This window comes from Cyanobium sp. NIES-981, from assembly GCF_900088535.1.
Lineage (GTDB): Bacteria > Cyanobacteriota > Cyanobacteriia > PCC-6307 > Cyanobiaceae > NIES-981.
Window position 1 is genome coordinate 2675380 of the sequence record NZ_LT578417.1, and the last position, 26724, is coordinate 2702103.

General features: G+C 69.2%; 24 protein-coding genes and 1 tRNA gene. 13 read left to right on the top strand and 12 right to left on the bottom strand.

Annotation, left to right across the window (positions count from 1 at the left end):
- Positions 1-13 precede the first annotated feature (13 nt).
- The 4 genes from CBM981_RS13400 to rpsT form a co-directional block, all read right to left on the bottom strand.
- Positions 14-1918 carry a DNA-directed RNA polymerase subunit gamma gene (locus CBM981_RS13400; protein ID WP_087068805.1) on the bottom strand — a complete coding sequence of 635 codons (1905 nt, stop codon included), beginning with the start codon at positions 1916-1918 and terminating at the stop codon, positions 14-16.
- 124 nt (positions 1919-2042) lie between these two features.
- Entirely contained in the window at positions 2043-5333 is a 3291-nt protein-coding gene (gene rpoB, locus CBM981_RS13405; RefSeq protein ID WP_087068806.1) for a DNA-directed RNA polymerase subunit beta, read from the bottom strand.
- 194 nt (positions 5334-5527) lie between these two features.
- The gene (locus CBM981_RS13410) at positions 5528-6352 is read right to left on the bottom strand and encodes a TatD family hydrolase (RefSeq protein WP_087068807.1); all 825 of its coding nucleotides are present in this window, start codon (positions 6350-6352) and stop codon (positions 5528-5530) included.
- A gap of 62 nt (positions 6353-6414) precedes the next feature.
- Positions 6415-6720, bottom strand: coding sequence for a 30S ribosomal protein S20 (gene rpsT, locus CBM981_RS13415; RefSeq protein WP_087068808.1), 306 nt, complete (start codon positions 6718-6720; stop codon positions 6415-6417).
- A gap of 109 nt (positions 6721-6829) precedes the next feature.
- Here rpsT and hisD point away from each other — a divergent pair, with 109 nt between their 5' ends.
- The gene (hisD, locus tag CBM981_RS13420; protein WP_087068809.1) at positions 6830-8152 is read left to right on the top strand and encodes a histidinol dehydrogenase; all 1323 of its coding nucleotides are present in this window, start codon (positions 6830-6832) and stop codon (positions 8150-8152) included.
- An 11-nt stretch (positions 8153-8163) separates the two neighbouring features.
- Here hisD and rpiA read toward each other — a convergent pair whose 3' ends face one another.
- The 3 genes from rpiA to CBM981_RS13435 all read right to left on the bottom strand — a co-directional run bounded on the left by rpiA (position 8164) and on the right by CBM981_RS13435 (position 10949).
- On the bottom strand, positions 8164-8877 hold the full coding sequence (rpiA, locus tag CBM981_RS13425; protein ID WP_087068810.1) for a ribose-5-phosphate isomerase RpiA: 714 nt from the start codon (positions 8875-8877) through the stop codon (positions 8164-8166).
- Between the two features lie 53 nt (positions 8878-8930).
- Positions 8931-10046, bottom strand: a complete 1116-nt coding sequence (locus CBM981_RS13430; RefSeq protein ID WP_369801703.1) for a trypsin-like peptidase domain-containing protein — start codon at positions 10044-10046, stop codon at positions 8931-8933.
- A gap of 129 nt (positions 10047-10175) precedes the next feature.
- The gene (locus CBM981_RS13435; RefSeq protein ID WP_087068811.1) at positions 10176-10949 is read right to left on the bottom strand and encodes a metallophosphoesterase; all 774 of its coding nucleotides are present in this window, start codon (positions 10947-10949) and stop codon (positions 10176-10178) included.
- 50 nt (positions 10950-10999) lie between these two features.
- Here CBM981_RS13435 and CBM981_RS13440 point away from each other — a divergent pair, with 50 nt between their 5' ends.
- From CBM981_RS13440 to CBM981_RS13465, 6 genes are all read left to right on the top strand, one after another.
- Positions 11000-11302, top strand: a complete 303-nt coding sequence (locus CBM981_RS13440) for a hypothetical protein (RefSeq protein ID WP_087068812.1) — start codon at positions 11000-11002, stop codon at positions 11300-11302.
- A gap of 67 nt (positions 11303-11369) precedes the next feature.
- Positions 11370-11846: a ribosome assembly cofactor RimP gene (locus CBM981_RS13445; protein ID WP_087068813.1), complete on the top strand. Its 477-nt coding sequence runs from the start codon at positions 11370-11372 to the stop codon at positions 11844-11846.
- 51 nt (positions 11847-11897) lie between these two features.
- Positions 11898-13334 carry a transcription termination factor NusA gene (nusA, locus tag CBM981_RS13450; protein ID WP_087068814.1) on the top strand — a complete coding sequence of 479 codons (1437 nt, stop codon included), beginning with the start codon at positions 11898-11900 and terminating at the stop codon, positions 13332-13334.
- A gap of 29 nt (positions 13335-13363) precedes the next feature.
- Positions 13364-13639: a YlxR family protein gene (locus tag CBM981_RS13455; protein ID WP_255376828.1), complete on the top strand. Its 276-nt coding sequence runs from the start codon at positions 13364-13366 to the stop codon at positions 13637-13639.
- A 79-nt stretch (positions 13640-13718) separates the two neighbouring features.
- Positions 13719-17003, top strand: coding sequence for a translation initiation factor IF-2 (gene infB / locus CBM981_RS13460; protein ID WP_087068816.1), 3285 nt, complete (start codon positions 13719-13721; stop codon positions 17001-17003).
- A gap of 23 nt (positions 17004-17026) precedes the next feature.
- Entirely contained in the window at positions 17027-18013 is a 987-nt protein-coding gene (locus CBM981_RS13465; RefSeq protein WP_087068817.1) for a low-complexity tail membrane protein, read from the top strand.
- On the opposite strand, the gene CBM981_RS13470 is transcribed toward CBM981_RS13465, so the two are convergent.
- Positions 17918-18184, bottom strand: a complete 267-nt coding sequence (locus tag CBM981_RS13470) for a DUF3493 domain-containing protein (RefSeq protein WP_087068818.1) — start codon at positions 18182-18184, stop codon at positions 17918-17920. The genes CBM981_RS13465 and CBM981_RS13470 overlap by 96 nt on opposite strands.
- A 47-nt stretch (positions 18185-18231) precedes the next feature.
- Between CBM981_RS13470 and CBM981_RS13475 the strand changes: the two genes are divergently transcribed.
- Positions 18232-18303: transfer RNA gene (locus CBM981_RS13475), tRNA-Thr, on the top strand.
- 110 nt (positions 18304-18413) lie between these two features.
- Here the strand turns inward: CBM981_RS13475 and CBM981_RS13480 are convergent.
- Positions 18414-18959, bottom strand: a complete 546-nt coding sequence (locus CBM981_RS13480) for a cupin domain-containing protein (RefSeq protein WP_087068819.1) — start codon at positions 18957-18959, stop codon at positions 18414-18416.
- Between the two features lie 134 nt (positions 18960-19093).
- A complete protein-coding gene (gene psbA, locus CBM981_RS13485) occupies positions 19094-20173 on the bottom strand; it encodes a photosystem II q(b) protein (protein ID WP_087068106.1) in 1080 nt (359 codons plus the stop codon).
- Between the two features lie 232 nt (positions 20174-20405).
- On the opposite strand from psbA, the gene CBM981_RS13490 reads away from it, so the two are divergent.
- Both CBM981_RS13490 and CBM981_RS13495 read left to right on the top strand, forming a co-directional pair.
- On the top strand, positions 20406-20762 hold the full coding sequence (locus tag CBM981_RS13490; protein WP_172820903.1) for a hypothetical protein: 357 nt from the start codon (positions 20406-20408) through the stop codon (positions 20760-20762).
- A gap of 63 nt (positions 20763-20825) precedes the next feature.
- Positions 20826-21278: a hypothetical protein gene (locus CBM981_RS13495; protein ID WP_225867405.1), complete on the top strand. Its 453-nt coding sequence runs from the start codon at positions 20826-20828 to the stop codon at positions 21276-21278.
- Positions 21279-21427: 149 nt separating this feature from the next.
- Here CBM981_RS13495 and CBM981_RS13500 read toward each other — a convergent pair whose 3' ends face one another.
- Entirely contained in the window at positions 21428-22366 is a 939-nt protein-coding gene (locus tag CBM981_RS13500; protein WP_087068821.1) for an aspartoacylase, read from the bottom strand.
- 163 nt (positions 22367-22529) lie between these two features.
- Here CBM981_RS13500 and CBM981_RS13505 point away from each other — a divergent pair, with 163 nt between their 5' ends.
- Genes CBM981_RS13505 through CBM981_RS13515 form a run of 3 tightly spaced genes read left to right on the top strand, consistent with a single transcriptional unit; the run spans position 22530 to position 26108 of the window.
- Complete coding sequence (locus CBM981_RS13505) at positions 22530-23516, top strand: glutathione S-transferase C-terminal domain-containing protein (RefSeq protein WP_087068822.1); 987 nt, start codon at positions 22530-22532, stop codon at positions 23514-23516.
- Positions 23513-24175: a DUF2301 domain-containing membrane protein gene (locus tag CBM981_RS13510; protein ID WP_087068823.1), complete on the top strand. Its 663-nt coding sequence runs from the start codon at positions 23513-23515 to the stop codon at positions 24173-24175. The genes CBM981_RS13505 and CBM981_RS13510 overlap by 4 nt, the downstream gene beginning before the upstream one ends.
- A 1-nt stretch (position 24176) precedes the next feature.
- The gene (locus CBM981_RS13515) at positions 24177-26108 is read left to right on the top strand and encodes an ABC-F family ATP-binding cassette domain-containing protein (RefSeq protein WP_087068824.1); all 1932 of its coding nucleotides are present in this window, start codon (positions 24177-24179) and stop codon (positions 26106-26108) included.
- Here CBM981_RS13515 and CBM981_RS13520 read toward each other — a convergent pair.
- The gene (locus CBM981_RS13520; protein WP_087068825.1) at positions 26040-26570 is read right to left on the bottom strand and encodes a hypothetical protein; all 531 of its coding nucleotides are present in this window, start codon (positions 26568-26570) and stop codon (positions 26040-26042) included. The genes CBM981_RS13515 and CBM981_RS13520 overlap by 69 nt on opposite strands.
- Positions 26571-26724 lie beyond the last annotated feature (154 nt).

Genomic DNA, 26724 nt, shown 5'->3' on the forward strand with positions numbered 1-26724 from the left:
TAGGGGGGAAGGCTCAGGCGGCAGCCACGGCGTCGATGATGGTGTGGTTGATAACCACGCGTCCCACGGTGGTGAGCAGATAACGGCTGATCAGCGCGCCGTCCTCGTCCAGGCGGTCCCGGCGGTAGCTCCACTGCTCCACCCGGGTGCCGTCGCCGAGGGTGTCCACCTTCAGGGGTTCACTGTCCTCGTCGTCGCAGTCCACCTCGCCGCTGAAGCGCACCCACACCCAGTCGTGGAGGCCGATGTGCTTCTCTTCGAAGGAGGCGATCACATCCTCCAGACCCGCGAAGGTGCGGGCGCGGTCGCCGAAGGCGGGCTTGTCGGCGCCGGGCTGCTCGGCGGTGAGGTAGTAGGCGCCCAGCACCATGTCCTGCGACGGGGTGATGATCGGCTCGCCGGTGGCGGGCGAGAGGATGTTGTTGCTGGCCAGCATCAGCATCCGCGCCTCGGTCTGGGCCTCGATCGCCAGGGGCACGTGCACGGCCATCTGGTCGCCGTCGAAGTCGGCGTTGAAGGCGGGGCACACCAGCGGGTGGAGCTGAATGGCACGGCCGTCCACCAGCTTGGGCTCGAAGGCCTGGATGCCGAGGCGGTGCAGGGTGGGGGCGCGGTTGAGCAGGATCGGATGCCCTTCGATCACCTCCTGCAGCACCTGCATCACCTCGTCGTCGGCGCGCTGGATCAGCTTCTTGGCCGCCTTGATGTTGTTGACGATGTTCTGGCGGATCAGGCGATGGATCACGAACGGCTGGAACAGCTCGATCGCCATCTCCTTGGGCAGGCCGCACTGGTGCATCTTCAGCTTCGGCCCCACCACGATCACGGAACGGCCGGAGTAGTCGACCCTCTTGCCGAGCAGGTTCTGGCGGAAGCGGCCCTGCTTGCCCTCGATGATGTCGCTCAGCGACTTGAGGGCCCGGTTGTTGGCACCGACAACGGTGCGGCCGCGGCGGCCGTTGTCGATCAGGGCATCGACGGCCTCCTGCAGCATCCGCTTCTCGTTGCGCACGATGATCTCGGGCGCCAGGATCTCCTGCAGCCGCGCCAGGCGGTTGTTGCGGTTGATCACCCGGCGGTAGAGGTCGTTGAGGTCGCTGGTGGCGAAACGGCCGCCATCGAGCTGCACCATCGGGCGCAGATCGGGCGGGATCACGGGGATCACATCCAGCACCATCCAGTCCGGCTTGGCGTTGGTGGCGATGAAGTTGTCGATCACCCGCAGCCGCTTGATCAGCTTGGCGCGCTTCTGGCCCTTGCTGGCGGCGATGTCTTCGCGCAGCTGCTCTGCGGTCTCGGCGAGGTCGATGTCCTCGAGCAGCTGCTTGAGCGCCTCGGCGCCGATGCCGACAACGGGCTCGTTCTCGATGTCGGAGTCCTCGGCATAGATCTCATCCTCGATCTCCAGCCACTCGTCCTCGGTGAGCAGCTGCTTGTAGGTGAGGGACTTGTGGTCACCCGGATCGAGCACCACGTAGCAGTTGAAGTAGACGATCTGCTCCACATCCCGCAGGGGCATGTCGAGCAGGATCGCCACATAGCTGGGAATGCCCTTGAGGTACCAGACATGGCTCACCGGCGCAGCCAGCTTGATGAAGCCCATGCGGTGGCGCCGCACGCGGCTCTCGGTGACCTCCACCCCGCAGCGCTCGCAGACGATGCCGCGGTGCCGCACCCGCTTGTACTTGCCGCAGTGGCACTCCCAGTCCTTGGAGGGGCCGAAGATCTTCTCGCAGAACAGGCCGTCCATCTCCGGCTTGAGCGTGCGGTAGTTGATGGTTTCGGGCTTGGTGACCTCACCCACCACCTGACCGTTGGGCAGCGTGCGCTGCCCCCACTGCATGATCCGATCCGGCGACGCCAGGGTGATCTTGACGTAGTCGAAGTGGTTTTCGGTGCGGAGGTTGCTGTTGGACATGGGGGGCTAGGGCGCGGAGATCGGAGTGGGTGGCGTCAACAGGGGAAGCGTCGACACGGAGGACAACTCGGAGGGCAGTCCCGGGGGGAGCCGACGGCCCCCGTGCCCGGGTGATCCGGATCGATCAGTCGTCGTCGTAGTCCGCGACACCGAGGGATTCGTAGGTGGGCCTGCTGGGGGTGCTGCGGCGGGGATTCACGTCCTGCATCAGGTCCACTTCGTCGCCGGCGTCGGTGTACACCGCGATGTCGAGGCCGAGCGACTGGAGCTCGCGCATCAGCACCTTGAACGACTCGGGGGTGCCGGGCCGGGGAATCGGCTTGCCCTTGACGATGGCGTTGAGGGCCTCGTTGCGGCCCTGCATGTCGTCGGACTTGACGGTGAGCAGCTCCTGCAGGGTGTAGGCGGCGCCGTAGGCCTCCAGGGCCCACACCTCCATCTCCCCGAGCCGCTGGCCGCCCTGCTGGGCCTTGCCGCCCAGGGGCTGCTGGGTGACGAGCGAGTAGGGGCCGGTGGAACGGGCGTGGATCTTGTCGTCCACCAGGTGCACCAGCTTGAGGATGTGGGCGTAGCCCACGGTGACGGGCTGGTCGAAGGGTTCGCCGCTGCGGCCATCGATCAGCTGGATCTTGCCGGGATTCTCCGGGTCGTAGACCCAGTCCTTGCCGGGCAGGCTGGCGGCCTCCTCGAGGAAGGCCTGCACCGTCTGCTTCGACTTCTCGGCCCCGTGCATCTCATCGAAGGGCACCACCTTGACGCGGCAGTCCAGGTGGGAGGAGGCCCAGCCCATCAGGCACTCGAACACCTGGCCCACGTTCATCCGGCTGGGCACACCGAGGGGGTTGAGCACGATGTCGATGGGCGTGCCATCGGGCAGGTAGGGCATGTCCTCGCGGGGGAGGATGCGGCTGATGATGCCCTTGTTGCCGTGGCGGCCGGCCATCTTGTCGCCCACCTGGATCTTGAGGCGCTTGGCCACATATACCCGCACCACCATGTTGGCGCCCGGCGGCAGCTCATCACCCTGCTCCCGGGTGTAGATGCGCACGTCCACCACGCGGCCACGCTCGGTGCTGGGCACCCGCAGGGAGTTGTCACGCACGTCGCGAGCCTTCTCGCCGAAGATCGCGCGCAGCAGCTTCTCCTCCGGGGGCTGGTCCGACTCGCCCTTGGGCGTGACCTTGCCCACCAGGATGTCGCCGCTCTCGACGAACGCACCCACCCGGATGATCCCCATCTCATCGAGGTTGCCGAGGCTCTCTTCGGCCACGTTGGGGATTTCCCGGGTGATCTCCTCGGGTCCGAGCTTGGTCTGCCGGGCTTCGATCTCGTACTTCTCGATGTGCACCGAGGTGTAGAGGTCGTCTGTGACGAGCCGCTCGCTCACGAGGATGGCGTCCTCGTAGTTGTAGCCCTCCCAGGGCATGTAGGCGATCAGCACGTTCTGGCCCAGGGCGATCTCGCCGCCTTCGCAGGCGGAGCCATTGGCCAGCACCTGGCCAGCGATCACCTGGTCACCCTGCTGAACGATCGGCCGCTGGTTCAGGCAGGTGTCCTGGTTGGAGCGCTGGTACTTCTGCAGGTAGTGCGTGTGGTCCACCCCGTCCTCATCGCGGATGACGATGGCGGTGGCATCCACGTAGGTGACGGTGCCGTTGACCCGGGTGATCGGCACCATGCCCGAGTCACGGGCCACCTGGGTTTCCAGGCCCGTGCCCACCAGGGGGCGCTCCGGGCGCAGCAGCGGCACGGCCTGGCGCTGCATGTTGGAGCCCATCAGGGCGCGGTTGGCATCATCGTGCTCGAGGAAGGGGATCAGCGAGGTGGCCACGGAGATCACCTGCACCGGCGAGAGCTGCACGTAATCCACCTGCTCCGGCGGCACCTTCTCGAAATCCTGCCGGTAGCGCACCGGCACCAGATCGGCCGTGATGCGACCCTCGGCGTCGGTGGCCACATCGCCCGGGGCCACCCGGCACTCGTCCTCCAGGTCGGCGGAGAGATAGATGGGATCACCCTGCTTCAGCACGATGCCCTCCTCCACCTTCCAGAAGGGGGTTTCGATGAAGCCGTACTCATTCACCCGGGCATGGGTGGCAAGCGAGCCGATCAGGCCGGCATTCGGCCCCTCCGGGGTCTCGATCGGGCAGATGCGGCCGTAGTGGGAGGGGTGGATGTCGCGCACGGCGAAGCCGGCGCGCTCGCGGGTGAGACCACCGGGGCCGAGGGCACTGATCCGGCGCTTGTGGGTCAGCTCCGCCAGCGGATTGGTCTGGTCCATGAACTGGCTGAGCTGGCTGGAGCCGAAGAACTCCTTGATCGCTGCCACCAGGGGCTTGGGGTTCACCAGCTGGGCCGGGGTGAGGGATTCGGTCTCACCCACCGTCATCCGCTCCTTGATGATCCGCTCGAGCCGGTTCAGGCCCACCCGCACCTGGTTCTGCAGCAGCTCACCCACCGAGCGCACGCGGCGGTTGCCGAGGTGGTCGATGTCATCGAGGCTGGCCCCACCCACATCGAGCTCAAGGTTGATGAGGTAGTCGATGGTGCTGAGCACGTCCTCAGGGGTGAGGGTGCGCACGGCATCGGGGATGGTGAGCCGCAGCTTCTTGTTGATCTTGTAGCGCCCCACCCGGCCGAGGTCGTAGCGCTTGGGATCAAAGAAACGGCTGTGCAGCAGGCTCTGGCCGCCGCTCACCGAGGGGGGCTCACCCGGACGCAGCTTCTTGTAGAGCTCCAGCAGGGCCTGATCTTCCGAGGAGATTCCCTCGTCGTTGGCCGACTCGATCGACTTCTGGTAGTACTCCGGGTGGCGGAGCTTGTCGAGAACGTCATTGTCGGTGAGGCCGATGGCACGCATCAGCACGTGGGCATTGATCTTGCGGGTTTTGTCCACCCGCACGTGGAGAAGATCGTTCTTGTCAGTTTCGAACTTCAGCCAGGCTCCGCGGTTTGGGATCAGGCTGGCGTTGAAGGTCTTGCGGCCATTCTTATCCTGCTCGTCCTTGAAATACACCCCAGGAGAGCGCACGATCTGGTTCACGATCACGCGCTCAGCGCCATTGATGATGAACGTGCCGCGCTCGGTCATCAGCGGGAGTTCGCCGATGAACACCTCCTGCTCCTTGATCTCGCCGGTTTCCTTGTTGATCAGCCGGCAGGTCACATACATCTGCGACGCGAAGGTGGCATCACGGCGCTTGGCTTCCTCGACATCGTGGCGAGGCCGCTTGAGGCGGTACTCACTGCCGATGAAGTGCAGCTCCAGCTTGCCGGTGTAGTCGGTGATCGGGGAGAAGCTCTCCAGCTCTTCGATCAGCCCCTTCTCCAGGAACCATTTGAAGCTCGCACGCTGTACCTCCACCAGATCGGGCAGGTAAGTGGCGGTCTTGGCGACCTGGATCGCGCTGCTCATGCGGTGAACCTGCAGGAACGGAAGTGAAGGGGGGTGGCCGGTCGGCCCTGACAGCTGGGGAAATCCACGGCAAACCACGCGAACAGCCGCTCCCCAGGGGGGAACGGCTGCCCGGCGGACGCACTTAGCGGGATCGGATCAAAACTGCAGGCGTTGACAACAAGGAGCGCTTTCGCTTCCAGGCCAATGAAGAATCATACATTGTCACCCGCCTGGGGCAAGGCGAACAGGCGTCTGGCATTGGCGGTGCTGGTGGCGGCCACGGTCGCCAGGGATTCGCCGCGCAGCTCGGCCACCCTGGCCGCCACGGCCGCCACGAAGGACGGCTCGTTGCGCTTGCCGCGCCGCGGCACCGGCGCCAGGAACGGACAGTCGGTCTCGACCAGGTAGCGGTCGGCGGGCACCTGGCGGGCACAGGCGTGGGTGGCCTCCGCCTTCGGGAAGGTGACCACCCCGCTGAAACTGATGTAGAAGCCGAGTCCCAGGAAGGCTTCCATCTCCTCCGGAGTGCCGCCCCAGCAGTGCATCACACCGCGGGGGCACCGCCCCTGGCTGGCCCGCTGCCGGAGCTCCTCCAGCATCGGAGCGGCGGCATCCCGGCAGTGCACGATCACCGGCAGATCCAGCTCGCAGGCCAGGTCGAGCTGGGGGCGGAGCACGCCCAGCTGCTCCTCGAGGTTCTGGTCGCGGTACAGGTCGAGGCCGAGCTCGCCGATGGCCACCACCCGGCAATCGGCCAGGGCGGCCTCCCGGAGCACCTGCTGTGTGCCGGGCTGCCAATGCTGCGTGTCCAGGGGATGCACCCCCACCGAGTACCGCATCTCGGGGAAGCGGTCGGCGAGGGCCCGGATCGCCGGGATTTCGGCTGGTTCCACACAGGCGTGCACCAGGCTCACGACCCCAGCTGCACGCCAGCGCTCCACCACGGCGTCCAGGTCGTCCTCGAAGTTGCGGAAGACGATGTGGCAGTGGGAATCGATGAGCGGGGCCGGCTCGGCAGCGTGGGCTGGGGGGGTCATGGCGTGCGGGCGGAAGACGGGGAGCCCGGCCGGCGGGGCAGCCGGCCGGGCCTGCCACACCGTCAGACGCCGGCAGTCGAGGGCTCGATGGCCTTCTTCACGGCGGCGCTCAGCCGGGACTTCTGGTGAGCCCCGGTGTTGCGGTGCAGCGCACCCACCTTGACGGCCTTGTCGATCTTGCTGAACGCCGCACTCATGCTCTGCTGCACGGCCTCCTTGCCGTCATCCCCGGGGGCCTGGGCGTAGGCGCTGCAGGCCGTGAAGCAGCGCTTCATCAGCGTGCGCAGGGCAGACTTGTAGCTGCGGTTCCGCAGCCGGTTGCGCTCAGCAATCTCGATGCGCTTCTTCGAAGACTTGTTATTGGCCACAGGCGGACAGACGCTGATTCGGCAATCGCTGATCGTACCTCCCAGCCTTCCACCACTGGAGTTCCTACCCTCCCGGCCACTAGCTTGAACGCTCCCACTCGAGCGTCTCGTGGCCGCCGCACCCACCGCCATCGCCCTCACCTGCCTGCGGGATCCGGCCGCCGCCGCCGAACGGTTGGAGGCCATCGCCGCGCGGACCGGATCGGCCCAGAGTCAGGACGCCGCCCAGCGGGTGGACGCCATCCTCGAGCGGGTGCGGCGGGAGGGTGATGCGGCGCTGCTCAGCCTCACGGAAGAATTCGACGGCGTGCGCCCCGATCCTCTGCGCATTCCCCGCGAGCAGCTGGCCGCGGCGTGGGAGCAGTGCCCGGCGCCGCTGCAGCAGGCCCTGACCCTGGCCCACGGGCGGATTCTCGATTTCCATCAGCGGCAGCTGCCCCAGGACCTGGCGGTGCGTGGTCCCTACGGGGAGCAGCTCGGGCGCCGCTGGCGGCCGGTGGAGCGGGCCGGGCTCTATGTGCCGGGGGGCCGCGCCTCCTACCCGAGCACGGTGCTGATGAACGCCGTGCCCGCCGCCGTGGCGGGCGTTCAGCGGCTGGTGATGGTCACACCGCCAGGCCCGGGGGGGCTGCCGAATCCCACCGTGCTGGCGGCGGCCCACCTGGCGGGGATCGAGGAGATCTACCGGGTGGGAGGGGCCCAGGCGATCGGCGCCCTGGCCTACGGCACGGCCTCCATCCCCCGCGTGGATGTGATCAGCGGACCCGGCAATCTCTACGTGACCCTGGCCAAGAAGGCGGTGTATGGCCAGGTGGCGATCGACTCCCTCGCCGGCCCCAGTGAGGTGCTGGTGATCGCCGACCACACGGCCTGCGCCGACCAGGTGGCAGCGGACCTGCTGGCCCAGGCGGAGCACGATCCGCTCGCGGCCGCCATCCTGCTCACCACGAGCGAGGCCCTGGCGGCGGCAGTGCCGGCGGCGATCGAAGCCCAGCTGAGCGGCCATCCCCGCGAGGCGATCACCCGCCGCGCGATCGAGGACTGGGGCCTGGTCGTGGTCTGCGGAGATCTGGAGACGGCGGCGGCCCTGAGCGATCGTTTCGCCCCCGAGCACCTCGAACTGCTGGTGGAGGACCCGGAGGGCCTGGCGGATCGGATCCAGCACGCCGGGGCCATCTTCATGGGCCCCCACACTCCCGAGGCCGTGGGGGACTACCTGGCCGGCCCCAACCACACCCTGCCCACCGCGGGAACAGCCCGCTTCGCCGGTGCCCTGAGTGTGGAGACCTTCCTGCGGCACACCTCCCTGATCCGCTTCAACCGCGAGGCCCTGGAGGCCACCGCCGAAGCCGTGGTGACCCTGGCCGAGAGCGAAGGGCTCCACAGCCATGCCGCTTCGGTGCGCCTGCGGCTCAGCGGCCCATCCCGCTGAGCCCTGGCTGCTCAGCGCCGGGCGAGATCGCGCACCCGGGGTTGATCCGCCTCGATCTCCCCCACCAGCACCTGGTCGGTGAGGTTGACGAACAGCCCGTTCTCCAGCACACCCGGCAGGTTGTTGATCTGCTGCTCCAGCGCCACGGGGTCAGGGATGCCGCCGGCGAAGCGCACATCCAGCACCAGGTTGCCCTGATCGGTCACCACAGGGCCGGCCTTGCGCACCGCCATCCGCAGCTGGGCCTCGCCCCCCATGGCCCGCAGCTCGCCCTGCACCTGGCGCCAGGCTCCGGGGAGCACCTCCACCGGCAGCAGAAAGCCGAGGTTGAGCGTGTCCACCAGCTTGGTGGCATCCACCACCACCACGAAGCGGTCGGCACGACGGGCCACCAGCTTTTCCTGCACGTGGCAGGCACCGCCCCCCTTGATCAGCTGGAAGGAGGGATCCACCTCATCGGCACCGTCGATGGCCAGGTCGATGCGGGAAATGGCATTGAGGCTCTTCAGCGGGATGCCCAGCTCCGCGGCGAGCACCTCCCCCTGGAACGAGGTGGTGACCCCGGTGATGTCGGTGAGCTCACCGCTGCGCAACCGGGCACCGAGGGCCTGGATCATCAGGGCGGCGGTGGAGCCGGAGCCCAGACCCACCACCATGCCGCTCTGGATCTGCTCGGTGGCCGCCAGGGCGACGGCCTGCTTCATCCGGTCCTGCAGATCTGACATCACGGCGTGGCAGACGGGCCGCGACCGTAGCAGTGGCCCGGGCAGCCCCGGAATCAGCCCGCCCGGGGCAGGGCGGCCGGGCGGATCGAGAGACTCAGCTCGCGGCGGCCGCGCACCACGGTGAGCGCCAGGGGCTGCCCCACCTCCGAACGCTCCACCTGCTGCAGCAGGGTGGATGGGTCGCGCACGGGCTGGTCCGCCACCGCCACCACCAGATCCCCCCGCCGCAGGCCGGCGGTCTCGGCCGGGCTGGCGGGCAGCACCCGCTGCACGAGGGCACCATCGCGCTCGGGCAGCTGCAGCAGGGCATCCGGGTCGCGGTTGTTGTCCCGGGCCCGGCGGGCCGTGAGCGGCACCAGCTGCAGGCCCAGATAGGGGTGCACCACCTCACCGCCGCCGGCCAGCTGATCGGCGACCCGTTTGGCCAGGTTGATCGGGATGGCGAAGCCCAGGCCGGCACCGGGGCCGGAACGCACCAGGGTGTTGATGCCGATCACCTCACCGGCGGCATTGATCAGGGGCCCGCCGGAGTTGCCGGGGTTGATGGCGGCATCGGTCTGGATCAGATCGAGCCGCTTGTCGGCGAAGCCGAGGCTGTTGATGTCGCGATGCAGGCTGCTCACGATCCCGAGGGTCACCGTGCGCTGCAGGCCGTAGGGACTGCCCAGGGCGATGGCCCAGTCGCCCACCTCCAGGGCCTCGGAATCCCCCAGGGGAGCAGCCCGCAGATCCTCCACGCCGCGGATCCGCACCAGCGCCAGATCGGTGACCGGATCACTGCCCACCACCTCGGCGTCCCGCTGGCGGCCGTCGGCGAGGGTCACCTCGACCCGATCCACCTGGTCCACCACGTGGGCGTTGGTGAGCACCAGGCCGCGGCCGGCGTCCACCACCACCCCGGATCCCTGGCCCCGCTCCCGCATGCTGCCGGAGGGGTCACCGAACAGATCGCGCAGCAGGGGGTCCAGCAGGGCGGGATCGAAGGGCTGCCGGGCCACGTCGCGCTCGATGTCGATGCGCACCACCGCGGGAGCCACGGCCCGGGCAGCATCGGCGACAAAGCTGTGGGGGGCGGCAGGTGACGGCGCTGCCCAGACAGCGGACGGGATCAGAAGCTGGACAAGCAGCAACAGCACGAGCGCCAGAGCGCTGGCATGGCTGGGCCGCAGCCCAGGATGGGTCGCCCAGCAACGGCGCGGCGGCCCCAGCTGCGGTGTGCCGGCCTCTGGTGCGCCGAAGCGGGCGGAGCCGATGGCAGCAACTCTCAAGACCTGTCGCCGGCAACTGATCCCCCGAGGTTAGGGAGGCAGCCAGCGCAGCAGGGACTCCTCAAATCCGCCCTCGGGCATCGCCACCAGCCAGCGCCCGCCGGGATCTCCGGGCCTGCCGAGAGGGCAGGGCTGCACCGGACCGAAGCCGCAGAGGGTGGAGGGACAACCCAGCAGGGGCACCTCCGGGCGTCCGGGAACGCTTCCGGCCCAGTGCTGGTGGATGTGGCCGAACACCACAGCCACCAGCTCGGGCACCTGGCGCAGTTGCCGCAGCAGCGCCTGACCATCCAGCAGAGCGATGGCATCCATCACCGGATCCCCGATCGGCACAGGGGGATGGTGCACCGCCACCAGCAGGGGCAACCGGGCGGGATCCTCACGCAGCTGCCCCAGCCGCTCGGCCACCCAGCGCAACTGGGCCGTGCCGAGCCAGCCCGCCGTGGCGCCGGCCTTGTGGCTGTCGAGCAACAGCAGCCGCGCCCCGTTGAGCTGCAGCAGCGCAGGGGCGATCACCGCCGTACGACCGAGTGCCACCCGCAGCAGCATGGGGTGGTCGTGGTTGCCCGGCAGCAGGGCCAGTGGGATCGCCAGGGGCTCCAGCAGCCTGCGGAGGTTCACGTACCCCCCCAGGCTCTCGTCCTGGCACAGATCACCGCTGAGCAGCAGCAGGTCCGGTGGCTGGGGCACCAGCGCCAGGGACTCCCGCAAACCCTGAGCCAGCCATTGCATCGGCCGGCGACCGCGGTAGGTGTCCGTGGGGCCCGCCAGCAGATGCGGATCACTCAGCTGCAGAACGTGCATCTCCTCCCTGGCCGCTGCGCCTAAGTTGCCTGTTGAACTCAGAGGCGGCCATGGCAGCAATCCCCCCCGGCACCCGGCAGCGTTGCAGCCTCTGTCAGGTGGAGATTCAGGGCATGCCCGGCGGCGCGGATCTCGTGCACTTCAGCCAGGGCGCTCCCGGCACCCGCGCCAAGCTCTGGGCCCGGGTCTGCCAGTACCTGCGCAGCGACGAGCAGAAGAGCCAGTGCCTCAACCAGGACACCACCCTGCGTGGCACCGTGCAGGGCAGTGACTACTACGCCGAAGCCCCGGTGATTGATCTCGGTGCCCTCGCCGGGGGAGGAAAGGACAACCCCGGCGATCCCGTAGGGTGACCTCCAGGGTCTGAGGTCCGCGGGCCAGGTCTTTCTCCGGCCCCGTTCGTGCCGTGCCTCACCCGCCGTGCCTCACCCTCTGATCCCCGAACTGGAGACCCTCGCCGGCAGGGCCTGCGCCGACCTGGGCTTCGAGCTCAGGCAGGTGAACCTGCTGACGCACCGCATCCCCATGACCCTGCAGGTGCTCGTGCAGCGTGGCGATGGCCAGGACATCAGCCTCGATGAGTGCGCCGCCCTGAGCGCTCCCCTGGGCGAGGCCTTCGATGCGGCAGGCGTTCTGGACCAGGAGACCTACATTCTGGAGGTCAGCAGCCCGGGCGTCGGCGACGAGCTGCGGGAGGACCGCGACTTCCGCAGCTTCCGTGGGTTTCCCGTGGCCGTACGCTTCACTGACCGCAACGGTGCTGAAGCCCGGTGCGAGGGCCTGCTGCTGGAGCGCACCGCGAGCGAGCTCCAGATCAACATGCGCGGGCGCACGAAGCGCATTCCCCGTGCGTCCGTGCTGCAGGTGCTCCTTGTCGCGCCGAGCACCGGCACCTGAAACCGCGACGAGCGGCATCCCCACAACTGAATCACCCACAACCGAACCCCCATGGCCCTGGTCCTGCTCCCCGGTCTGAACAACCTGATCGAGGACATCAGCGAGGAGAAGAAGCTGCCTCCTGCAGTGGTGGAGGCAGCGCTGCGGGAGGCGCTCCTCAAGGGCTATGAGCGCTACCGGCGCACCCTCTATCTCGGCATCAGCGAGGACCCCTTCGAGGAGGACTACTTCTCCAACTTCGACGTGCAACTCGATCTGGACGAGGAGGGGTACCGGGTGCTGGCCTCCAAGATCATCGTGGAGGACGTGGAGAGCGAGGACCACCAGATCGCCCTGGCGGAAGTGCAGCAGGTGGCCGACGACGCCCAGATCGGTGACACCGTGGTGCTGGACGTGACGCCGGAGAAGGACGATTTCGGGCGGATGGCCGCCGCCACCACCAAGCAGGTGCTGGCCCAGAAGCTGCGGGATCAGCAGCGCCGCATGATCCAGGAGGAGTTCGCCGATCTGGAGGATCCGGTGCTCAGCGCCCGGGTGGTGCGCTTCGAGCGCCAGAGCGTGATCATGGCGGTGAGCAGCGGCCCCGGCAGGCCGGAGGTGGAGGCCGAGCTGCCCCGCAGGGATCAGCTGCCGAACGACAACTACCGGGCCAACACCACCCTCAAGGTGTTCCTCAAGGAAGTGAGCGAGGTGCCGCGGCGCGGGCCCCAGCTGTTCGTGAGCCGGGCCAATGCCGGGCTGGTGGTGTACCTGTTCGAGAACGAGGTGCCGGAGATTCAGGAGGGCTCCGTGCGGATCGTGGCCGTGGCGCGGGAAGCCAACCCCCCCAGCCGTGCCGTGGGGCCGCGCACCAAGGTGGCGGTGGACTCGGTGGAACGGGAGGTGGATCCGGTGGGGGCCTGCATCGGCGCCCGGGGCTCGAGGATCCAGCAGGTGGTGAACGAGCTGCGGGGCGAGAAGATCGACGTGATCCGCTGGTCGCCGGACCCCGGCCAGTACATCGCCAACTCCCTCAGCCCGGCGCGGGTGGAGGCCGTGCGTCTGGTGGATCCCGACGGTCACCACGCCCATGTGCTGGTTCCCCCCGACCAGCTCAGCCTGGCCATCGGCCGGGAAGGACAGAACGTGCGGCTGGCGGCACGGCTGACCGGCTGGAAGATCGACATCAAGAACGCCAACGAATACGACCAGGCCAGTGAGGACGCCGTGGTGGCCGAGCTGATCGCCGTCCGCCAGGAGGAGGAGGCGCTGCATGCCGAAGCCGAGGCCCGCCTCGCCGCCGAGCAGGCCGCCAGGGCCGAGGAGGATGCCCGGCTGCGGGAGCTCTACCCCCTGCCGGAGGACGAGGAGGAGTCCCTGGACGAGGGTGTCGAGCCCCAGGCTGATGCGCTGCCCTCCCCGGCCGACGCCCTGGCGGAGGAGGAGGCCCCGGAGGGCGTGCCGTCCGAGACCGGCGAGCTGGTCAGCAGCGAGGACGGAGCCCGGTGACCTCCAGCAGACCCGTCCTGAGGCGCTGCGTGGCCTGTCGTTCCCTGATGGACCGCAGTGAGCTCTGGCGGGTGGTTCGCCTGGCCGCCGGTGGCATTCAGCTGGATCAGGGCATGGGCCGCTCGGCCTACCTCTGTCCCCGCAGCGAATGCCTCGACGAAGCCAGGCGGCGGAAGCGTCTGCAGCGGGCCCTGCGCTGCCCGGTGGCAGACGCTGTCCTGGACGTGCTCGAGCAGCGTCTCGTTGCCCAGAGCCGACCTGCCGCCCAGAGACCCGCCTTCGAGGCAAGCTCTGAGGCAAGATGAACCCTGGCCGCAGAGCGCGTGCGGCCTGGTGCTTCTGTCCCCCCATGGCGGGCAGGGGCCCGGACCATTGGAGACCTGAATGACCAGCAGCGGCAAAGTCAGAATCTACGAGCTTTCCCGGGACCTGGGCCTGGAGAACAAGGACGTGCTGGATGCTGCCGAGAAACTGGGGGTGGCCGCCAAAAGCCACAGCAGCTCGATCAGTGACGACGAAGCGGCCCGGATCAGGCGGCTGATCGAGACGGGCGGCAACGGCTCGAGCAAGCCAGCCGCTGCTCCGCCCTCGGCCCCGGGCAAGGCCATCCTTTCGGTAAAGAAGGCTGCCGCCCCCGTCAGACCTGCTGCTCCGGCCAGGCCCTCCCCCCCGCAGGCGGCCGCAGCCCAGCCTGCCCGCCCTGCGGCCCCGAGCAAACCCCCGGCCCCGGCTCGCCCTGCCGCAGCCGCTGCCACACCCGCCGCCGCCGCCAAACCTTCGGCAGCGGCGCCAGCAGCGCAGAAGCCCCCGCTGGCCAAGCCGGTGGCGAAACCCTCCCCCAAACCCCTGGCCACCCCCGCCGCTGCGGCTCCGGCCCCCACGCCGCCTCAGCCGGTGCGGCCCGCGCCTGCGCCTCCCCAGACCAGGCCCAGCGCCGCCCCCAGCCGGCCCGGCGGTCCGGCGCCGGTGAACCGGCAGAGCCCGGCAGCCAAACCCGCACCCCCGGCCCGTCCGCCGGTGGTGATCGCCTCCCGGCCCTCCCGGCCCAGCACCCCTGCCCCCAGTCGCAAGCCCGAGCCACCTGCCCGTCCCGGGGGCGGCAGACCCCAGCTGGTGGGACGCCCGATCAGTCCCCAGGCGGGCAGCAACCGGCCCGCCCCTCCCGGAAGCCGGCCGGCCACGAGCCAGCGGCCGGCCCCTCCCCAGCGCAGCGGTGCCCCATCCCCCACCCGGGCGGGCCAGGGCGGTGGTGGCGGCCGGCCGGCGGCCACCCCTCTGGAATTGGTGGGCAAGCCCATCCGCCGCGACAGCAGCGGCGGCAACCGGCCCGCGGCTCCTGGCCGACCCGGCATGCCCGCCGGCATGCGCAAGCCCATGGCCCCGGGCGAGCTGATGCAGCTGCAGAAGCCCACGGGGCGCTCCCCGGCGCCGCCGCCGCGCCGTCCGGCCGACCGCTCCGAAGCCGGCAGCGGACCCGGCGGCACACCGGATCTGGTGCGGCCCACCGCCACGCCCCCCTCGGCTCCCCGCCGTCCTGGCTTCCGGGCACCGGTGCCGGCCGGCCGGCCGCGTCGCCCCGACTGGGACGACAGCGCCAAGCTGGAGGCCCTGCGCAGCCGCACGCCCCAGCGGCAGCGGCCGAAGGTCCACATCATCGGCGACAACGACGACGCCCTCACGGCCGAGACCGGTGGCTATGCCGGTGAACAGGAGGCCGTGGTGCTGCAGGCCAGCCTGGCCCGCCCCAGCAAGCCCAGGACGCGCACAGCACCGGCCCCCAGGCCCACCGTGGCCGTGCGCAAGCGCAAGAAGGAAACCACCCGTCAGCGCCAGCGCCGCCGCGCCATGGAGCTGCGCGCCTCCCGCGAGGCCAAGCAGCAGCGTCCGGAGATGCTGATCGTGCCGGAGGGCAACCTCACGGTGCAGGAGCTGGCCGAGAAACTCGGTGTCGAGAGCTCCGACATCATCAAGAGCCTCTTCTTCAAGGGCATCATCGCCACGGTCACCCAGAGCCTCGACCTCTCCACGATCGAGGCGGTGTCCGAGGAGTTCGGGGTGCCCGTGCTCGAGGACGACGTCGAGGAGGCCGCCGCCAAGACGGTGGAGATGATCGAGGAGAGCGACCTCGAGCACCTGATCCGCAGGCCCCCCGTGGTCACCGTCATGGGCCACGTGGACCACGGCAAGACCAGCCTGCTCGATGCCATCCGCAAGACCCGTGTGGCCGCCGGCGAAGCCGGTGGGATCACCCAGCACATCGGCGCTTACCAGGTGGAGATCGAGCATGGCGGCGAGCCCCGCAAGCTCACCTTCCTCGACACGCCCGGCCACGAGGCCTTCACGGCCATGCGGGCCCGGGGCACCAAGGTGACCGACGTGGCGGTGCTGGTGGTGGCCGCCGACGACGGCGTGCGCCCCCAGACCCTCGAGGCCATCAGCCACGCCCGCGCCGCCAAGGTGCCGATCGTGGTGGCGATCAACAAGATCGACAAGGAGGGCGCCTCTCCGGAGCGGGTGAAGCAGGAGCTGTCCGGCCTCGAGCTGGTGGCCGAGGACTGGGGCGGCACCACGGTGATGGTGCCCGTGAGCGCCATCAAAGGCGAGAACGTGGACAAGCTGCTGGAGATGATCCTGCTGCAGTCCGAACTCGAGGACCTGCAGGCCAACCCCGACCGCATGGCCAAGGGCACCGTGATCGAGGCCCATCTGGACAAGGCCAAGGGCCCGGTGGCCACCCTGCTGGTGCAGAACGGCACCCTGCGGCCGGGCGATGTGCTCGCCGCCGGCCCCGTGCTCGGCAAGGTGCGGGCCATGGTGGACGACACCGGCAAGCGGGTGAAGCAGGCCGGTCCATCCCTGGCGGTGGAAGCCCTCGGCTTCAGCGAGGTGCCCACGGCCGGGGATGAATTCGAGGTTTTCCCGGATGAGAAGACGGCACGCGCCGTTGTGGGCGACCGGGCCACCGAAGCCCGCGCCACCCGCCTGGCCCAGCAGATGGCCTCCCGGCGGGTGTCGCTGGCCTCGATGTCCGGCCAGGCCAGCGAGGGCGAGCTCAAGGAGCTCAACCTGATCCTCAAGGCCGACGTGCAGGGCTCGGTGGAGGCGATCCTCGGCTCCCTCGAGCAGCTGCCCCAGGGCGAGGTGCAGGTGCGGGTGCTGCTCTCGGCTCCGGGCGAGATCACCGAAACCGACGTGGATCTGGCCGCCGCCTCCGGCGCCGTGATCGTGGGCTTCAACACCTCGATGGCACCCGGGGCCAAGCGGGCCGCCGACGCCACCGGCGTGGACGTGCGCGACTACGACGTGATCTACAAGCTGCTGGAGGACATCCAGCTGGCGATGGAAGGTCTGCTGGAGCCGGAGCTGGTGGAGGAATCCCTCGGCGAGGCCGAAGTGCGTGCCGTGTTCACCATCGGCAAGAGCGCCGTGGCGGGCTGCTACGTCACCACCGGCAAACTGCAGCGCAACTGCAGGGTCCGGGTGCGGCGCGCCAAAGAGATCGTGTTCGAGGGGGATCTCGATTCGCTCCGCCGCAACAAGGACGATGTCAAGGAGGTGGCCACCGGCTTCGAATGCGGCATCGGCTGCGACCGCTTCACGGGCTGGCAGGAAGGCGATCGCATCGAAGCCTTCAAACTGGTGACACAGCGGCGCACGCTCAGCACCTGAGCGGCGCCCCGGACCCCGACGCCGTGACACCCCGCAGCGAGCCCCTCCTCTGGCTACAGCTCATCGCCCTGGGGGCCATCCCCCTGGAGCTGCTGCTCCTTCTCCTGGTGCTGGCCGGGGCCGACCCCGGACCGGTGCCAGGGGTGGAGCGGTTGCTGGTGTGGGGCCTCGGGGCGCTGGCCCCCGCCCTGCTGTTCTGGCGCCGCCCTCCGGATTGCTGTTCCCTGCTGCTGATCCAGGTGCCGGTGCGGGGCCGCAGTCTGCTGCAGCGGAGCCTTTCGCGCCTTCAGGAGAGCTGGCCACCGAAGCTTCTGGCGGTGCTGGGGGCGGCCGTGCTGCTGCCCCTGCTGTGGACGCTGGACAGCCATGCAGCCTTTGCCACACGCTTCTCCCCCCTCCACAGCAGCAACCGCTTCATTGCCCTCCTGCTCAGCCTTCCCCTGCTCACCGTGCTCCTCTGGCAATGGCAGCAGCTGGTGCAGTCCCTCTGGCTGCTCACCCGCTCGGCTGGCCAGCTGGAGGCGGCCCAGCCGATGACCCCGGAGCAGCTCGATGATCAGCACCTCTGCCTGGGGTTGCCGCTGCTCCTGCTGGATCCGCTTGCAGCGCGGGAGCCATCAGGAGCTGCAACCCTGGACACCCTCCAGAAGCAGGCAGGCACCGTCACCCCGGAAAGAGGGGCTGCTGGGACGAGTGCCGGGGGTGATCCCGGAGGTGATGGCGAGAACCCTGACGGCTTGACCCCCGAGCTCCGGACGGGCGAATCGGCATCCAACGGGGAGGGTTCTGGCCCAGCCGGCTCAGACCCATCCGAATCTGAAGCATCCGAAGGTGAGGCATCTGAGCGTCAGGCATCCAGCGCCGACTCCGCCAGCCCCGAGATCACCAGCCCCGAGCCCATCAGCCCTGGGTCCTCACTGCTGCTCGATCCGGGGGGACCTGTTTCGATCGAACCAGAGCAGGCTGCCGAAAAGAGCGACGGCACCGATCTGGATGAGAATGTCTCCTGAGGCCACCTCGCCACCGGAAGCACCCCGCAGCGCCATCACGGCAAGACCGGCGCCACCGGAACCGGCCAGGGCCAGCCACAGGGCCCGCCGCAATCCCCGCCAGGGTGTTCGTGCCTCCTGGAGCAGTCGTGCCCGCAGGTCAGGATCGAGAGGACGAGGCTGCTGTCCCATGGCCGGCGTGCGCGTGGCTGACGGCACAATGCTAATTTCACTGGGACGCCGGTGTAGCTCAGCGGTAGAGCAACTGATTCGTAATCAGTAGGTCGCAGGTTCAAATCCAGTCACCGGCTTTTTCTGGGTTCAGCGTCAGAGCGTCATGCTCATTCGTGCTGCTGCTGCGATTGCAGGCAGCGGTGACTTTTGAGCACGAAGTCCGTTCACGTTCCCCATCGTTCCAGCCTCAGAGGAACGCCTCAGCGGCACCGAGGGGGTGCTGGTGGACCGGCAGCTGATTGAGCAGATCGAAGTCTTCGAAGGCAAAGCCAGGACCCACCACACAACTCACCAGGCTCCAGCGGCCAGGTGCCCGGGCAGCCTGCCACCAGCCTGCCGGAACCGAAAGACTTGGCGCCTCGTGTACAGCTGGACGCTGCACAGCGCTCGGGCCCACGGCCTCGTCCCCCAGCGGGCCTGCGGGAGGCGCCAGGCGATGGAGCTGGGCTTCGCCTCCTTCAGGAGGAAGGGTCCACAGCTCCAGGGGATCACCGGCGAGGAACTGCCACACCTCATCGCTGCCGCGCACGCGATGCCAGCGGCTCAGACCTCCGCCCGGCAGCAGGTAGAAGATCTGGGTGAGAGCCGATCGGGTGGCACCGTCCTGGCGCCTGACCTGGGCACCACTGCGATGGTTCTCGCGGTACCAGCCTCCCTCGGGGTGGGGCTGGAGCCGCAGGCGCTCCACGAGCTCCGCGGCGCTGGTCAGGGCGGGATCGGGCCAGGACGCCATCAGCGCACCTCCAGGCAACAACCGGCCCCATCATCCGTCCCGAACCACCCCGCATGAAAAAGCCCCCCTCGAGGAGGGGGGCCGGCGGGATTCCGTTGGGGTGATCGCCTCCAGCAGAGGCGATCGCTTCAGCCTCAGCCGATCGCCGGAGCGGTCAGCGCCACAGGGGTGGCTTCGGCAGCCGCCAGGTCGAGCGGGAAGTTGTGAGCGTTGCGCTCGTGCATCACTTCCATACCCAGGTTGGCGCGGTTCAGCACATCGGCCCAGGTGTTCACCACACGGCCCTGGCCGTCGAGGATCGACTGGTTGAAGTTGAAACCGTTCAGGTTGAAGGCCATCGTGCTCACGCCCAGGGCGGTGAACCAGATGCCGACCACAGGCCAGGCAGCCAGGAAGAAGTGCAGGCTGCGGCTGTTGTTGAAGCTGGCGTATTGGAAGATCAGGCGACCGAAGTAACCGTGGGCAGCCACGATGTTGTAGGTCTCTTCCTCTTGGCCGAACTTGTAGCCGTAGTTTTGGCTCTCGCTTTCGGTGGTCTCACGCACCAGGGAGGAGGTCACCAGCGAACCGTGCATGGCGGAGAACAGGGAGCCACCGAACACACCGGCCACACCCAGCATGTGGAAGGGGTGCATCAGGATGTTGTGCTCAGCCTGGAACACCAGCATGAAGTTGAAGGTGCCGCTGATGCCGAGGGGCATGCCGTCGGAGAAGGAGCCCTGACCGAAGGGGTACACCAGGAACACGGCGCTGGCAGCAGCCACGGGGGCGCTGTAGGCGACGCAGATCCAGGGGCGCATGCCCAGGCGGTAGGAGAGTTCCCACTCACGACCCATGTAGCAGAAGATGCCGATGAGGAAGTGGAACACCACCAGCTGGTAAGGACCGCCGTTGTACAGCCACTCGTCGAGGCTGGCGGCTTCCCAGATGGGGTAGAAGTGCAGGCCGATGGCGTTGCTGGAGGGCACAACAGCACCGGAGATGATGTTGTTGCCGTAGATCAGCGAACCGGCCACGGGCTCACGGATGCCGTCGATGTCGACGGGGGGCGCAGCGATGAACGCCACGATGTAGCAGATGGTGGCAGCCAGCAGGGTGGGGATCATCAGCACACCGAACCAGCCCACGTAGAGGCGGTTGTTGGTGGAGGTGACCCACTCGCAGAACTGCTGCCAGCTGTTGGCGCCGGAGCGCTGCTGGAGAGTGGTGGTCATGAGAACAGGAGAATGGTGCTCCGGAGAGCGGGTAAGTAGGGCGGCACTGCCGGTGAAGCACAGATCCCGTGAGGTCTCTGGGGCCGGGTCGGCGGCCGCGGACGGAATCCCGTCGCCAATGAATGTAACACAACATTGCGGGGTTTGTGAAGAGGGGTTGCGGCAGGGGTGGCGGTAGGGGTTCCACCACAGCCGCTCGGCTATGTCTGCGGAACCCCGCATGTGCTCCGGCATGGCTGTGCCAGCTCCTGTGTCCGCCTCGCTGGTCCGTCCCCTGCTGGTGGTGTCGGTGGCGCTTGGAGCGGCAGCCGCTCTCTCGGCCTGCCAGCCCAAGACCACCACGGAACTCCAGCAGCTGCAGCAGCGGCTGGAACAGCAGGACGTGAAAATCCAGCAGCTCGAGCAGAAGCTCAATGCGGTGAGTCCCAAGGGAGCCGCCGACAGCAGCGGCAAACCCCCCGCAGGGCCGGTGAAATCGCTCACGTACCGCACCAGCCCCGAGGGCAACCGGCTCCGCATCTACTGGGGCGACGGCAAGACGAGCGATCTGGAGTGCACCAAGGAGCAGGCCACCCTGGTTTGTGGCTGAGCTGGCGAACAGCAATGCGGCCCAGGCCTCAGGCTGGTGGATCGAGAGCCAGCGGACTTCACGATGGAACGTTCCGGAAGGTGGCTGCTGACCGCAGGCCTGCTGACGGCTGCCGGTCTGGGCGGCCAGCCGGACCTGCGCGCCCAGGAGCCCTCACCCTCCAGCCTCACGGGCCAGACCCTCCAGCGCATCGAGCAGATCAAGAACGAGGCGATGGGCCTGCAGCGGGCCGTCAATCTCGCCCGCGGAACAGCCGCCAAGCTCAACGGCGGGCTGAGCGTGTACCGCCCGGCCGTGTGCATGTTCCAGGGCATCAACAACAACCCCTGCCTGGTCGACCGGAGCGCTGAGGGCTACACCTTCCGCTTCCTCGGCGGGAGCCCGGGCTGGGAACAACTGCAACTCCCCGCCACCGTGGAGACCGAGCTGCTGATCAGCCGCGACGGCCGCAGCGTGGTGCAGATTCTCTACAACGGTCTGCCGCGTCCTGCCGCTGCCAAACTGCCGGCTCAATGAGGGCCTGGGCCCTCGGGCCCGATTGATGGGGCCCAGGGGATGGGGTCCGGCGCAAGGGGTCCGGCACGTCCACCGGGCGTCAAAGGGTTGGCTTCAGGGTGTCGGTGTCAGGTCCTCAGCATCAGGTTTTCGGAATCAGGCTTTCGGCATCATGTCGTCGTCAAGGTGGCCGCGCAGGCTTGCAGTGCTGCTGACCACGCGGGCAGCACCGGCCACGCCTCCCGGCGGGTGAGGCTGAGGGCAATGCCCTTCTCCCCGTAGGCCGCTTCGTTGATGAACACGGCCACCTGCGGCTCCGCATCCGGGGAGGATTCGAAGCCGATCACCCGGCCATCCGGATCGAGGAACAGGGGCGCCCCCGGCGGCAGGGGCCACCAGTCCCGCGACTGGAGCCGGGGATGGATGCAGGCGAGCGGGTCGCCATCGGGCCGGCGGGGCAGATCGAGGCTGCGCAGGTGGCGGTGCACCACCAGGGCGGCGGGCAGCCGCGGAGGCCCGCCGCGGGCCTCCGACAGCACGGCGAGAGCCGCCTCCAGGGCGAGCTGGGTCTGCCGGCAGATGCGGGCCTGTACCACACCCTGGGGCACCGGCCCCACCTCGATCACCACCCCGCAGGGCCAGCGCTCCACCAGGAACCCCGTCTGGGCGGGGTCGCCCTCATGCAGGTAGACCGGCAAGCCCAGTCTGGCCTGGATGCCCGCGGCCAGGGCCAGGTCGGTGAAGCGCCGGCCGTACAGCACCAGGCAGCTCCCCATCGCACTGGTGGTGCTGTGCAGATCGATCGCCACCGCACAGGGCTCGCGGCCACCAGGCCCGTGCTCCTCCAGCAGCTGGCGGGCTCGCCGCACCTCCAGAGCCTGCTCACCCCGGTGCTGCAGCAGGGCCTCGGAAAAGCAGCGGTTCAGATCACGCTCCACGTAGCGCTGATTGCTGGCCCAGGCCTGGGGATTGCCCAGCACGAACACCGGATGCAGCGCGGCGCTGCGCAGACGGGCCGGCTCCTGGCGCCAGTGCTCGAGCAGCCAGGGGGCATTGCGCTCGTTGCCGTGGGTGCCGCCCACCACCAGAACCCCGTTCAGCCGTTCCAAGGACCACCCCCCAGCGCTTCCTGTGCCACGCCCGATCACCAGTGTGAAGTCTGCCGGGTTCTGCCAGCGGCGATCACCCCCGAGCCGACCCCGACCTTGGCGTCACCGGCGCCGCTGACGCAGAGTTCGCAGCAGTGCGATTCGCAGCAGTGCGAGCAGGCTCATGGCTCCGGTGCCCCCCATCCTCGTGCGTACGGCCCGCCGCTGCTGGCGCTGGCAATGGCAGCAGCTGATGGGGGGCCTGGCCCCCGCTGACAGCGAGGGCAACTACCGCAGGCCCGCCGGTGTCTTCACGGCCCTGCCCCCGCTGCCGGAGGACGCCGCGGCCCCGGACGGCCATGTGCTGATCGTGGGACGCAGCTGCCCCTGGGCCCACAGGGCCTGGCTGGTGTGGAGCCTGCGCGGCCTCGCCGGCAGCATCGCGCTGGAGGTGGTGGAACCTGACCCGGAAGCGGGGCGGTGGCGCTTCACCCGCCCGTTCCTGGGCTGCACCACCCTCCAGGAGCTCTACCGCGCCTGCGGAGCGCCCGCCGCCACCAGGGCCACGGTGCCGGTGCTGGTGTCGCGGCGGCGCCAGCGGGTGGTGGTGGGCGAGAGCGCCCGGCTGATCGAGCTGCTCAACCAGTGGCCCTCCGGCCAGGCCCTGGATCTCGACCCGGCCCCGCAGCGTGAGGCCACGGGGCGGTGGCGCGAGCGGCTGCAGCACAGTGTCAACGATGGGGTGTACCGCTGCGGTTTCGCCCGCACCCAGGCGGCCTACGACCGCGCCGAAGCCGCGCTGTTCGCCACCCTGGCGGAGGTGGAGGAGCAGCTGAGCACCAGGCCGGACCCCTGGCTGAGCGGACCGATGCTGAGCCTGGCGGACGTGCAGCTGTTTCCCACCCTGATCCGGCTGGAGCTGGTCTACGCGCCGCTGTTCGGCGTGAGCCGCCTGCCGCTGTGGCAACTGCCGGCCCTCTGGCGGTGGCGCTCCCGCTTCCATGCCCTGCCGGGAGTGGCGGACACCTGCGCCGCCGCTGCCTGGCGCCAGGACTACTTCGGCACCCTCTTCCCGCTCCATCCCTCCGGGATCGTTCCGGCCGGGCCCTGCCTGGCCACACTGGTGGCAGAGCCCCCTGCCGGGGGGCATACGCCGGGAGAGACGCCATGACGGAGCCAAGCAAGGATCCGGTGTTCGAAGGGATGTACGGGCCCTTCACCATCACCGACGACGACCGGCACGACGTGCGGGGGTACCGGCTCAGCCTGCTGCTGCTCGCCGTTGCCCAGCTCGCCCTGCTGGCCCAGTGGCGCTGGGGGGATCCGGGCTGGCTGTGGCCCTGGCTGCTGCCGATGGCGGCCGGCCTGGGCCTGGCCCTGCGCTGGATCCACATTTATCTGATCCCCCTGCACCGCAGCCTGCAGATCTTCTGGCTGCTGGGCTGCCTGGGCTTCCTGGCCCTGGCCCTGGCGGTGGGGCCCGGCGCCATGGGTACGGCCGTGGCGGAAAACGGGCGCTGGATCTGGGCGGTGGGTCCGTTCTTCGCGGCGCTGGCCGGGATCGGCTTCAAGGAGTTCTTCTGCTTCCGCCGCCCCGAAGCGATCGGGGTGACCCTGCTGCTGCCGCTGGCGCTGCTGGGGCATCTATGCGGCCTGCTCTCCCCTGAGGCCACCGGCACCCTGCTGGGCCTGGAGGCCCTGCTGCTGCTGGTGCTCTGCCTGCGCAAGTTCCCCATGCCCGCCGCCGCCGACGTGGGCGACAAGAGCGTGTTCGCCTACCTGAAAGACCAGCGCCACGGCCAGCGCCACGCTGCCGGCACGGGAGCCTGAGGTGAGCCTGATCAGCCTGATCGACGTCCGCAAGGACTTCGGCATCCGCACCCTGTTCGAGAACCTCACCCTCCACATCGGTGCGCGGGAGCGGCTCGGCCTGATCGGCCCCAACGGCGCCGGCAAGACCACCCTGCTGAAACTGCTCGCCGGCGTAGAGCCCCCCGGCGCGGGAGAACGGCGGGTGCTCCCCCAGGCCCGGATCGTGCTGGTGAGCCAGGACCCGGAGCTCGACCCCGATCGCACCGTGCTCGAGCAGGTGTTCGAGGGCAGCGGCGAGAAGATGGAGCTGCTGCGGCGCTACACCGCCGTGAGCGAGGCGCTGGCCCACAGCGATGGCGAGGCGGCCACGGCGCTGCTGGCCGAATTGAGCCAGCTCAACAGCCGCATGGAGCAGAGCCAGGCCTGGGGCCTGGAGCAGCAGGTGCGGGAGGTGCTGGACCGCCTGGGCGTGACCGAGGTGGGACGGCGGGTGGGCGAGCTCTCCGGGGGCTACCGCAAGCGCCTGGCCCTGGCCTCGGCCCTGGTGGCCGAACCGGACGTGCTGCTGCTGGACGAACCCACCAACCACCTCGATGCCGACTGCATCCAGTGGCTGCAGGGCTACCTGGGCCGCTTCCCCGGCGCCCTAGTGCTGATCACCCACGACCGCTACGTGCTGGATCAGGTGGCCGACCGGATCGTGGAGGTGGACCGGGGCGAGGCGCGCAGCTACGGCGGCAACTACGCCACCTACCTGGCCCGCAAGGCCGAGGACGAGGCCGCCGCGGCCGCCGGCGAGGCCCGGTTCCGGGGCGCACTGCGGCGGGAGCTCGCCTGGCTGCGGCGCGGCCCCCAGGCCCGCAGCACCAAGCAGAAGGCCCGGATCCAGCGGATCGAGGCGATGCAGGAGGCGCCACGGCGCCAGCAGCGCGGCCAGCTCAGCCTGGCCAGCAACCAGCGCCGCATCGGCAAGCGGGCCATCAAGGCCGAAGACCTCAGCATCTGGGCCAGTGAGGCCGCCCGCGCGGCGGGTGCGGCGCCGCTGCTGCGGGAGTTCAGCTACGACTTCAGCCCGGAGGACCGGGTGGGGATCATCGGCCCCAATGGCGCGGGCAAATCCACCCTGCTCGATCTGATCGCGGGCCGCCGCCCCGTGCAGGCCGGACGGCTGGAGCTGGGCGCCACGGTGAAGCTGGCCTACTTCGACCAGCACAGCGACGTGCTGGCGGAGCAGCGCGATGCCGCAGGACGCGAGCGCAAGGTGATCGACGTGGTGACCGACGCGGCGACCAGCGTGGAGGTGGAGGGCATGCGGATGAGCGCCAGCCAGCTGCTGGAGCGCTTTCTGTTCCCGCCCGCCCAGCAGCGTCAGCCCGTGAGCCGGCTTTCCGGGGGGGAGCGGCGCAGGCTCCATCTCTGCCGCCTGCTGATCGAGGCTCCGAACGTGCTGCTGCTCGACGAACCCACCAACGACCTCGACGTGCAGACCCTGACGGTGCTGGAGGACTTCCTCGAGGACTTCCGCGGCTGCGTGGTGGTGGTCTCCCACGACCGCTACTTCCTCGACCGCTGCGTGGATCGTCTCTTCGCCTTCCAGGACGGCCGGCTGGAGCGGTTCGAGGGCAACTACAGCGCCTACCTGGAACGCCGGCAGCGGCAGCCCGAGCAGCGGGGCCAAGCCGATCAGCTCAGCTCCCCTGCCGCAGCAGTGGAGGACTGCGCCGACGGCAGGCCCCGGCGGCGCAGCTTCAAGGAAACCCGGGAACTCGGTGAGATCGATGCGAACCTGCCGCTGTGGGAGGCCCGCCGCGCCGAGCTGGAGCAGTGTCTGAGCCAGGGCGACCGGGACTACGCCAGCCTGGAGAGCCTCACCCGGGAGCTCTCAGAGCTGAGCGAGCGGATCGCCCACGCCGAGGAGCGCTGGCTGGAGCTCAGCGAGCTGGCGGGGTGAGGCGGCCGCGCTGCGGCGCCGGCGGTGGGGGTGGGGCATCTCGAGCACCTGTGAGCGGGGCGGCAGGCCGCAGCAGGGGCCTAGGGGGTCCGGCAGACGCCAGGGCTGGACGCGGGGCCGGGCCCCCTGGCTCTCGGCCACCGCCATGGCCGTGGGCTTGTAGTCGGGGTCGCTGCGACGGGCCTCCATGCGCTCGCCCATGCGCAGCAGATAGAGATCGCGGCTCCAGGCCACCTGGTTGTGCTCAAAGGCCTCACAGGCCGCCCGAAGGGAGGGGAAGCGCTGACTGACCAGGCCACTGGGGGCACATTGTTTCCAATCCAACACATCCTCAAAGCTGAGGCCGCTGCGCCATTGCCGCTGCTCGGAGAGGTAGCAGTGGTGCTCCGGGCCATTGATCCAGAACAGACGGCCGCTCTCATCCATGAAGTGCCGGTCCCGCCGCTTGCTGATGCGCGTCATGGGGGTGGGGCTCCGCGATGGGCTCCCCCTGCTGGTAGCTACGGCCGGCGGAATCAGCAGCCCACCACAGAGGAGCTGCAGCAGAGGCAGAAGGGGTTGCAGCACCCGTATGGTGGGCGTCAATGCGCTTCGGACCGACTCGGCCGGCATCTGC